At 68.7% G+C, this 10,404-nt stretch carries 7 protein-coding genes; 6 read left to right on the forward strand and 1 reads right to left on the reverse strand.

Annotation, left to right across the window (positions count from 1 at the left end):
* Positions 1–186 precede the first annotated feature (186 nt).
* The 6 genes from tsaE to trxA are packed head-to-tail and all read left to right on the forward strand — an operon-like array spanning position 187 to position 9,074.
* Positions 187–690, forward strand: a complete 504-nt coding sequence (gene tsaE / locus AB0T83_RS19580; protein ID WP_366194894.1) for a tRNA (adenosine(37)-N6)-threonylcarbamoyltransferase complex ATPase subunit type 1 TsaE — start codon at positions 187–189, stop codon at positions 688–690.
* On the forward strand, positions 683–1,693 hold the full coding sequence (locus AB0T83_RS19585) for an aminoglycoside phosphotransferase family protein (RefSeq protein WP_366194895.1): 1,011 nt from the start codon (positions 683–685) through the stop codon (positions 1,691–1,693). The genes tsaE and AB0T83_RS19585 overlap by 8 nt, the downstream gene beginning before the upstream one ends.
* Positions 1,669–2,370 (forward strand): nucleotidyltransferase family protein, encoded by a 702-nt coding sequence (locus AB0T83_RS19590; protein ID WP_366194896.1) that lies wholly within the window; start codon positions 1,669–1,671, stop codon positions 2,368–2,370. Before AB0T83_RS19585 ends, AB0T83_RS19590 begins: the two co-directional genes overlap by 25 nt.
* Positions 2,367–5,324 (forward strand): double-strand break repair protein AddB, encoded by a 2,958-nt coding sequence (gene addB, locus AB0T83_RS19595; protein WP_366194897.1) that lies wholly within the window; start codon positions 2,367–2,369, stop codon positions 5,322–5,324. Before AB0T83_RS19590 ends, addB begins: the two co-directional genes overlap by 4 nt.
* Positions 5,318–8,713, forward strand: a complete 3,396-nt coding sequence (gene addA, locus AB0T83_RS19600) for a double-strand break repair helicase AddA (RefSeq protein WP_366194898.1) — start codon at positions 5,318–5,320, stop codon at positions 8,711–8,713. Before addB ends, addA begins: the two co-directional genes overlap by 7 nt.
* Positions 8,714–8,753: 40 nt before the next feature.
* The gene (gene trxA / locus AB0T83_RS19605; RefSeq protein WP_366194899.1) at positions 8,754–9,074 is read left to right on the forward strand and encodes a thioredoxin; all 321 of its coding nucleotides are present in this window, start codon (positions 8,754–8,756) and stop codon (positions 9,072–9,074) included.
* A 171-nt stretch (positions 9,075–9,245) separates the two neighbouring features.
* Here trxA and AB0T83_RS19610 read toward each other — a convergent pair whose 3' ends face one another.
* Entirely contained in the window at positions 9,246–10,193 is a 948-nt protein-coding gene (locus AB0T83_RS19610; protein WP_366194900.1) for a bifunctional helix-turn-helix transcriptional regulator/GNAT family N-acetyltransferase, read from the reverse strand.
* Positions 10,194–10,404: the final 211 nt, after the last annotated feature.

Below are 10,404 nucleotides of genomic sequence, written 5' to 3' on the forward strand. Positions count from 1 at the left end.
GCATCGCTCCAATTCCGCCGGCGAACGCCGTCCGCGGCAGAAAGGACTTCAATCTGGGGTTCGAATGTAAGGTCGCGTATAAAGTCGGACCTATCATCACCAGTCAGAGACCGTCAGGCGGCCCTCGCCGGAGGAATACGTTTCAACCGGCTTGCCGCCCCACGCGCGGCGCAGCATAGTCCCGCCATGACCGCACCCCTGCCCTTGACGCTGTCCTTGCCCGACGAGGAGGCTACCGCCCGCCTGGCCCGCGCGCTGGCGCCCGAGCTGGGCGCGGGGGACACGTTGGCATTGGCGGGCCCCATCGGCGCAGGGAAGAGCTTTTTTGCCCGAACCTTGATCCGCCACCGGTTGAATGCCGTTGGAAAGGATGAGGACATCCCCTCGCCGACCTTCACGCTTGTGCAGACTTATCAGGCCGGGGAATTGGAGATCTGGCACAGCGATCTTTACCGCCTTTCGATGCCGGACGAGGTGTTCGAGCTGGGGCTGGAGGAGGCCTTCGGGTCCGCGCTGTGCCTGATCGAATGGCCCGACCGGATGGGAGACGACCTGCCGTCCCACGCCTTGCTTCTGACCTTCGCCCCGCTGGAGGATGATCGACGGGCGGTCACCTTGTCGTCGCGGGACCCTGGTTGGTCTGCGCGGCTTGCGCCGGTGCTAAACACGAGTGGGTGTTCGGATGACTGACCGTGTGACGGCATTTCTGCAGGCGGCCGATTGGCATCAGGCCGCGCGGCAGGCGCTGGCCGGGGACGCCTCGAGCCGTCGCTATGAACGGTTGCGCAAGCCCGATGACCAGACCGCCGTGCTGATGATCGCGCCGCCGCTGCCGGACGACAGCACAGTGCGCTTTGCCGCGCTTGCCGGGCAACTTGTGGACCACGGGCTGAGCGCCCCGCGGATTCTGACCGGTCAGCCTGACGACGGCTTGCTGCTGCTGGAAGATCTGGGCGAGACCATGTTCGCGCAGGATATCCTGGCCGATCCGGCGCGCGAGACGCCCTTGTACGAGGCCGCCGTCGATCTTCTGGCGGCCCTGCAGGCCTGCCCGGTGCCCGACAACGTGCCGCGCTTTGGCCCATCGACACTGGCCGAGATGACCGCGCCTGCCGCCGATTGGTACGCCGGTCTTGGCACGCCGCAGCCCGATCTGGCCGCCGGGTTTGCCGCAGCACTGGACCCGGTTCTGGCCGCGCTTGAGGGCTGGGACACGCCGGTGCTGACGCATCGCGATTTCCATGCCGAGAACCTGGTTTGGCTGCCGGGCCGTACGGGTCCCGCGCGCGTTGGGCTGCTGGATTTCCAGGATGCCTTTGCCGGGCCGCTCGCCTATGATCTGGTGTCGCTGCTGGAGGACGCCCGCCGCGATCTGGCGCCGGCCCTTCGCACCCGGCTGGAGGCGCGGTTTGCTGCCGCCACAGGCACGCCGCCCGAGGCGTTGGCCACTGCTCTGGCGGTGCTCGGGGCACAGCGCAACCTGCGCATTTTGGGCGTCTTTGCCCGGCTCTGCCTGCATATGGGAAAGGCGCGCTATGTCGACCTGATCCCCCGCGTCTGGGACCATCTGCAAGGCGATTTGGCCCACCCCGCCCTGAAGGATGTGCGCGCGGCCACGGCGGCCCTGCCCACCCCGACCCCCGAATTCCTGACCCAATTGAGAGCGCGATGCGGAACCGTCCCGACGCCGTGATGCTGTTTGCCGCGGGGTTCGGCACCCGCATGGCGCCCCTGACCGACGCCTGCCCCAAGCCGCTGATCGAAGTGGCGGGCCGGCCGTTGCTGGACCATGCGCTGGCACTGACCGAAGAGGCGGGCGTGGCGCGTACGGTGGTCAACGCGCACTACAAGGCCGAGATGATCGCGGCGCATCTGGATGGGCGCGGCGTGACCGTGCTGACCGAAGCGCCGGATATTCTGGATACCGGCGGCGGGCTGCGCAACGCGCTGCCGCATCTGGGTTCGGGGCCGGTCTTCACGATGAACACCGATGCGGTCTGGACCGGGCCGAACCCGCTGGAGACCCTGCGCGCGGCTTGGGATCCGAGCCGCATGTCGGCGCTGCTGTGCCTGGTGCCGGCGGCGCACGCAACTGGCCACAAGGGCACCGGGGATTTCAGCCGCGCAGACGATGGGCACCTGACACGCGGGGCGGGCTATGTCTATTCCGGCACGCAGATCCTTGACCCCGCAGGCCTGTCCGAGATTCCCGACCGGGTATTTTCGCTGAACCTGCTGTGGAACCGCTATGGCGCCGAGGGCCGTCTGTTCGGCGTGGTGCATCGCGGCGGCTGGTGCGACGTGGGCCATCCACAGGCCATTCCGTTGGCTGAGGCGATGCTGATCGCGCCACGGCAGGTGCTGCCATGACCCGGCCTGTCGCCCCCGGTCTTTATCGCGTGGCGCCGGGCGTGGATTTTCCCGCCGCACTGGTTGCCGGGCTGCGCGCCCGCTTTGCCGATGCGCCGCCCCAAGCGTTGGCCCGCGTGACACTGTATGTCAACACCCGGCGGATGGAGCGGCGGGTCACCGCCCTGTTCACCGAAGGCCCGCCCTGCCTGCTGCCGCGCATCCGGCTGGTGGCAGAGCTTGGGCAGGCCGCCAGCACCGATCTGCCGCCCGCGATCCCGCCCCTGCGGCGACGGCTTGAGCTGCGCCAACTGGTCGCCCGCCTGCTGGAGATCGAACCCGACCTCGCCCCGGACAGTGCCGCCTTCGATCTGGCCACCAGCCTGACCGCCCTTCTGGCCGAGATGCAGAGCGAGGGCGTGCCGCTGTCGGCCATCGAAGGGCTGGACGTCACCGACCAGTCCGGCCACTGGGCGCGCAGCCAGAAGTTCATCGCGCTGGCCGGGCAGTTCCTGACGCCCGATGCCGGGGGCGGGATCGACAAGGAGGCGCGGCAGCGGCTGATCGTCGACGGGTTGATCCGGGACTGGCAGCGCACCCCGCCCTCGGATCCCGTCATCATCGCAGGCTCCACCGGGTCGCGTGGCACCACGGCGCGGCTGATGCGGGCGGTGGTCGATCTGCCCCAGGGCTCGGTGGTGCTGCCCGGGGTCGATCCGCATATGCCGCCCGCCCTGTGGCGCAGTCTGACCGACCCGCTGGCCCAACAGGACCACCCGCAATACCGCTTTGCCGCGCTGGCCGAGGCCTTCGGTCACGATCCCGCCACGATCCCCGACTGGGCCGACTGCCCCGCGCCCTGTGAAGCGCGCAACCGGCTGGTGTCGCTGGCGCTGCGCCCGGCTCCGGTCACCGACGGTTGGCGTCGCGACGGGCCCGATCTGGGGGATCTGCTGGGTGCAACTGAGGGCCTGACGCTGATCGAGGCCCCCGATCCGCGCGGCGAGGCCAACGCGCTGGCCCTGTGCCTGCGCAAGGCGGTCGAGGACGGCCGCATCGCGGCACTGATCACGCCTGACCGGATGCTGACCCGGCGGGTGACGGCGGCGCTGGCCCGCTGGGGGATCGAGCCGGACGACAGCGCCGGCGCGCCTTTGCGGCAAACGGCGCCGGGCCGGTTGATCCGCCATGTCACCGCGCTGGCCGGGCAGAAGCTGACCGCCGAGGCGCTGCTGGTGCTGCTGAAGCACCCGCTGGTCCATGACGCCGCGGACCGGGGCCAGCACCTGCTGTGGACGCGCGAGCTGGAATTGCACCTGCGCCGCCGGGGGTACGCCTTTCCCGACGCAGAAATCCTGACCGCCTGGGCCAACACCTATGGCGCGCGGCGGGCGCGGGAGGCCGAGGACGTGGCCCTGTGGGTCGGTTGGATCTGCGACACCTGCCTTGGCCACGACAGCCGCGGGACCATGTCGCTGGCTAGTCACACCGCGTGGCTTGAAACCCTCGTGACCCGCCTCAGCCTTGGTCCCGGCGCGCCTGCGGATGTCCCGGCCCCGGTCTGGGACGAGAACGCGGGCGAGGAAGCGCGCCGGGTGCTGACCGAACTGGCACAGGAGGCCGACGCCGGGGGCGCGATGGATGCCGGAGAGTTTCACTTTCTGGTCAATGCCTTGCTGGGCGGAGAGGTGCGCAGCGCCACCCGGCCCGACCCCCGCGTGATGATCTGGGGCACGCTGGAAGCCCGCGTGCAGGGCGCCGATCTGGTGGTGCTGGCCGGGCTCAACGATGGCAACTGGCCCGAATTGCCAGACCCGGATCCCTGGCTGAACCGGCGGATGCGGGCGCAGGCGGGGCTGTTGCTGCCCGAACGCCGCATCGGCCTGTCGGCGCATGATTTCCAGCAGGCCATCGCCGCGCCCGAGGCGATCCTCAGCCGTGCCCGCCGCGATGGCGAGGCCGAAACCGTGCCCTCGCGCTGGCTGAACCGGCTGACCAACCTGATGGCGGGCCTGCCCGATCAGCACGGGGCCGAGGCCCTGTCGGCAATGCGCGCCCGGGGCGCGGTCTGGGTGGCCATGGCTGCCGCATTGGACCGGCCCGCCGCCCAAGTGCCCGCCGCCCCGCGCCCCGCGCCGCGTCCGCCGCTGGATCACCGCCCGCGCGAACTGCCGGTGACCCTGGTCGAAACCCTGATCCGCGACCCCTATACCGTCTACGCCCGCCGCATCCTGGGCCTGCGCCGCCTGGACCCGCTGCGCGCCACCGCCGACATGCGCGATCGCGGCATCGTCCTGCACAAGCTGATGGAAGAGGTGGTTCCGCAGCTGAAATCCCTGCCCCCGGCAACCCGGCGCGATACGATGATGACCGCCGCCGACCGCGCGCTGGCCGAACTGCCCTGGCCCACGGCGCGGCGGCTATGGCGCGGACGACTGTCCCGCATCGCCGACCGCTTCCTGAATGCCGAGGCCGCCCGGCAGGCCGACGCCGACCCGATCCCGGGCGAATGCAAGGGCCGGCTGGAACTGCCCGAGGCGCGCTTCACCCTGACCGCGCAGGCCGACCGCATCGACCGCGCCGCTGATGGCACGCTTCGGATCTATGACTACAAGACCGGCAAGCCGCCCAACGAGAAGGTGCAGAAAGCCTTTGCCAAGCAATTGCTGCTGGAAGTGGCGATTGCCGAAACCGCGGGGTTCGAGGATCTGCCGCCGACGCCGGTGTCGCGGGCGGCCTACCTTGGTTTGAATGCCAATCTGGATGAAGAAGACGCGCCGCTGGACGATCTGCCCATCGCGCGGGTGTTGGACGAACTGGCGCAACTGATCGCGGCCTATGACGATCCCACACAGGGATACACCGCCCAGCCCGCCCCCAAGACCATCACCTACGAGAGCGACTACGCACATCTGTCGCGCCGGGGCGAATGGGAATTCTCGGACACTCCCGAACCGGAGGACGTGGGATGGTAGCCCCGCTGGACGACGCCACCCGCCGCCAGATCGCGGCTGCCGATCCCATGGCCTCGACCTGGCTGGGGGCCAATGCCGGCTCGGGCAAGACGCGGGTGCTGACCGACCGGGTGGCGCGGCTGCTGCTGGACCAGGTGCCGCCGCAGAACATCCTGTGCCTGACCTATACCAAGGCCGCCGCCAGCGAGATGCAGAACCGCCTGTTCGGCCAGTTGGGCGATTGGGCGATGCTGGATGACGCGACCCTGCGCGCCGAACTGACCCGCAAGGGCGTCACCGGCGCGCTGGATGCCGAGCGGCTGGATGCGGCGCGGCGGCTGTTTGCCCGCGCCATCGAAACCCCCGGCGGGCTGAAGATCCAGACCATCCATGCCTTCTGCGCCGCCCTGCTGCGCCAGTTCCCGCTGGAAGCCGGGGTGCCGCCGGGGTTTTCCGAGCTTGACGACCGTTCGGCCGAGGCGCTGTTCGCCGAGGTGCTGGACGGGCTGGCCGAGGGACCGGGCGCCATGGCCATCGATGCCGTGGCCGCCTATCTGACCGACGACGATCTGCCCGGTCTCGCCCGGCAGGTGCTGTCGCACCGCGAGGGTTTCGCCCCGCCGATGGATCTGCCCGCCTGCCTGACCGCGCTGGATCTGCCCCTGGGTTTCAGAGAGGACGCCCTGCTCGCCGAAGTCTTCGACGGATCCGAGGCCGACCTGCTGACCACGCTGGTTCGGGTGCTGGAGGCCAAGGGCGGCAACGATGGCAAGGCCGCCGACAAGCTGCGCCCGATCATGACCGCGCCCGATACGCTGGCCGGGCTGACGGTGCTGGAGGACGTCCTACTGACCAAAGCGGGGGCCAAGGTGCCCTTTGGCCCCAAGATCGGGTCCTTCCCGACCAAGGCCACGCAAAAGGTTTTGGGCGACGGGGTGATGGAGGCGCTCAACGATCTGATGGCGCGGGTGGCCGAGGCCCGCCCCCGCCGCCTAGCGCTGGCCGCCGCCCGCAAGACCGCCGCGCTGCATGGCTTTGCGGGCGCCTTCCTGCCCGCGATGGAGGCGCGTAAATCGGCCCGTGGCTGGCTGGATTTCGACGACCTGCTGCTGCGCGCCCGTGATCTGCTGCGCGATCCGGCGGTGGCGGACTGGGTGCTTTACAAGCTGGATGGCGGCATCGACCACATCCTTGTGGACGAGGCGCAGGACACCAACCCGGTGCAATGGGAGGTGATCGAATTGCTGGCGCGCGAACTGACCGCCGGTGCCGGGGCGCGCGACGAGGTGACCCGGACGATCTTTGTGGTCGGCGACAAGAAACAGTCGATCTATTCGTTCCAGGGTGCCGATCCGGCCGAATTCGACCGGATGCGCGACAAGTTCGCCACCGCCCTGACCGGCCAGGGCGACGGGTTGCGCGATCAGCAGTTGCAGCATTCGTTCCGCTCGGCGGGCGCGATCCTGTCGGCGGTGGATGCCGGGTTCGCGGGCGAGAGGGGCGAGGGTGTCGGCGGCCCCCCCAGCCATGCGGCGTTTTTCGACGCCCTGCCCGGCCGCGTCGATGTCTGGCCGCTGGAACCCGCGCCGGAGGCTCAGGACGACGCCGAGTGGTACGATCCGGTCGACAAGCGGTCAGAAACCCATCAGGACGCGCGGCTGGCCGACAAGATCGCCACCGAATTGCGCCGCCTGATCGACGCGGGCGAGACCATCCCCCTGACCAACGGTCAGCGCCGCCCGCTGACCGAGGGCGACGTGATGATCCTGGTGCAGCGGCGCAACGCCCTGTTTCGCGAGATCCTGCGCGCCTGCAAGGACAAGGGGCTCGAGATTGCCGGGGCCGACCGGCTGACCATCACCCGCGAACTGCCCGTGCGCGACCTGCTGGCGCTGCTGGCCTTTCTCGCCCTGCCCGAGGATGATCTGGCGCTGGCCTGCGCCCTGCGCTCGCCGCTGCTGGGCTGGTCCGAGGATGACCTTTACCGGCTTGCGCAGCCGCGCCGCGGCACGCTATGGGCCGCACTGCGCACCGAGCGCGCCGGCAGCCCGACCCATGAGACGCTGCGCGACCTGCGCAAGCAGGCCGATTTCCTGCGCCCCTACGATCTGCTGGAACGCATCCTGACGCGCCACGGCGGTCGCGAACGGCTGGTGGCGCGCCTTGGCCCGGATTGCGAGGAATCCATCGATGCCCTGCTGGCCGAGGCGCTGGCCTATGAGCAGGCCGATGTGCCCAGCCTGACCGGGTTTCTGGAATGGATGCGCGCCGACGACGTGGAAATCAAGCGGCAGGCCGAAAGTGCGGGCGGGCGGCTGCGGGTGATGACGGTGCATGGCGCCAAGGGTCTTGAGGCACCGCTGGTCATCCTGCCCGATTGCGGCAAGCGCAAGGCACCGACACCCGGCGAGGTGCTGCCCCATGCGGACGGCTGGCCGGCGTGGCTGCCCGCCTCGGGCGACATGCCCGAGGCGCTGGCCCAGGCCCGCGATGCCTGGCGCGCCCGGCAGGAAGCCGAGCGCCAGCGCCTTCTCTATGTCGCCATGACCCGTGCCGAAACCTGGCTTTGGGTCTGCGCCGCCGAGAATGGCACCAAGTCGAACGCGCTCACCTGGCACGAACAGGTGCAGGACGGTCTGACCCGGCTGGGCGCGCAGCCTTGCGATTTCCCCACCGGTCCCGGCTTGCGGCTGGAACAGGGCACCTGGTCTGACGGACCGCTGACCACGCCTGTCGCGATCTCTGAACAGCGCATGGGCCTGCCGGGTTGGGCCACCCTGCCCGTCGTGCCCGTGGAAGAGCGTGTGAAAACCCGCAGCCCGTCGGATCTGGGCGGGGCCAAGGCGCTGCCCGGCGACCAGAACCTGGAGGAAGAGGCGGCCAAGGCGCGCGGAAACGCTCTGCACAAACTGCTGGAACATCTGCCGGGCCATGCGCCCGCGTCCTGGCCCGCCATGGCCGATCACCTGTTGGGCGAAATCCCTGAAGCAGACCGGGCCGCGTTGCTGGCCGAGGCCACCGATGTGCTGACCGCTCCGGCCCTGACCGAGCTGTTCGCACGCCACCATCTGGCCGAGGTGCCGCTGACCGCCGCCCTGCCCGGCGGTCCGCCGCTGTACGGGCTGGTGGATCGGTTGATCGTGGCCGAGGATCACGTTCTGGCGATTGATTTCAAATCCAACCCGCAGGTGCCCGACACGCCGCAGACCGTGCCCGAAGGGCTGTTGCGGCAGATGGGTGCCTATGCCCATGCTTTGCAACAGATCTATCCGGGCCGCGAGATCCGTACCGCGATCCTCTGGACGCGCGGTGCGCGCCTGATGCCCCTGCCCGATGCGCTGGTTCGGGACGCCTTGCAGCGGGGGCTTGCGGCGCCACCATGCCTTGACGCTGGCGGGCCGGATACCTAGGTTCCGCCTTCAGGAGTTTCAGTGCGCCAAGGAGGATCCCATGGCAACCCAAGCAGTAACCGACGCCACCTTTGACACCGAGGTCAAACAGGCCGACCTGCCCGTCGTCGTCGACTTCTGGGCCGAATGGTGCGGCCCCTGCAAGCAGATCGGCCCGGCGCTGGAAGAGCTGTCGGACGAGCTGGATGGCAAGGTGAAGATCGTCAAGGTCAACGTCGACGAGAACATGCAGACCGCCCAGGCGCTGCACATCCGCGGGATCCCGGCGCTGTTCCTTTACAAGGACGGTGAAGTGGTTTCCAACAAGACCGGCGCGGCCCCCAAGGCGGCCCTGAAAAGCTGGATTGAAGACAGCCTTTAAGCCGCTGCTTCCCTGATGCGAACGCCCCGCCCCTGTTGCGGGGCGTTTTTCGTTGGTCTGGGGGTGCGGGTGTCGCACGGGGGATTGCGATGTCGGAGCGAGGGGCCAGCCCCTCGCGCTCCCCGGAGTATTTTCGCCAAGAAAAATGGGCAAAAGCTGCGGTTTGGCCGATCAGACCGGACGGGGGCGGATGAATTTCTGTTCGGTCACCGTGGCGCCCCATTGGTCGCCCGAAAACTCTTCGGCCAGGATAAAGCCACGGCGTTCATAGAGGCGGCGCGCGGCGTCCAGCCCTTTCAGGGTCCACAGGTGGGTTTCCGGGAAGCCCTGGGCATCGCAATGGGCCAAAGCCCTGTCGAGCAGACGCCGCCCAAGGCCCGCACCGCTGGCCGCCTCGGTCACCGCGAACCAGCGCAGATGCGCGCGGCCTTCGCCCAGGCTTTCTCCGTCAATGCTGATGCTGCCGACGATCTGCTCCCCGGCCCGGCCATGCCAGATACCGTTTTCGGGCCGGTCGGCGCGCGGCAGGAAGTCTGCCATGTCCCGCGCGATCCGGCATTCGAAGGCGCGGCCGAAGGGATAGTCCTTCTGGATGCGCAGCGCGCAGATTTGCGCCACGCGCCCCAGCAACCCGTCGACATAGCCCTTGTGGATTTCGATCTCGGGCGCTGGAGGGTGCGGTATCGGGGCCACCTGCCCCAGCGCGCCCGCGTAGGTCGACAGGCCTTCCAGGATCTGGATCTGGCGATCGGACGGCAGGCGGGACAAGGCGCCGGTCACCTGGGCTTTGGCCACGCGGTCGATACCCGCCAGCGTCTGCCGGCCCCTCTCGGTCAGATGCAGGTGTTTGCAGCGCGCATCGTGGCGCGAGGCGGTTTCCGCGACTTCGCCACGTTGCATCAGCGATTTCAACAGCCGGCTGACGGTGGATTTTTCCAGTTGCAGTCTTGCGGAGAGATCGCGGGCCGATAGACCATCGGTGCGCCCGATCTCGATCAGCGCATGGGCCGCCGATCCCGACAGATCGGACCCGGCGACCGAGCGGCCGAGAAATCCCCAGTGCCGCACCAGATCGCGCGAGGCAGCACGTATGCCCGTCACAAGTGTTTCCTGGTCCATGGTGATCCTTCCCGGCGTATTTAGTTGTATCATGCAACTATATCACCGGATCCCTGAAAATCAACACTGCTGCGCCCCATGCAGAAAGCCCCGCCAATGGCGGGGCTTTCGAAACATCGTCGTCTTAAGGCCTATCCGCCCTAGTTCGTTATGATTTCCGGTCCCATGAGTGCTGTTGGGAGGAAGGTCGAGAGGGCGGGGATGTAGGTGA

The sequence above is a fragment of the Meridianimarinicoccus marinus genome (genome assembly GCF_040689105.1).
GTDB classification, from domain to species: domain Bacteria; phylum Pseudomonadota; class Alphaproteobacteria; order Rhodobacterales; family Rhodobacteraceae; genus Meridianimarinicoccus; species Meridianimarinicoccus marinus.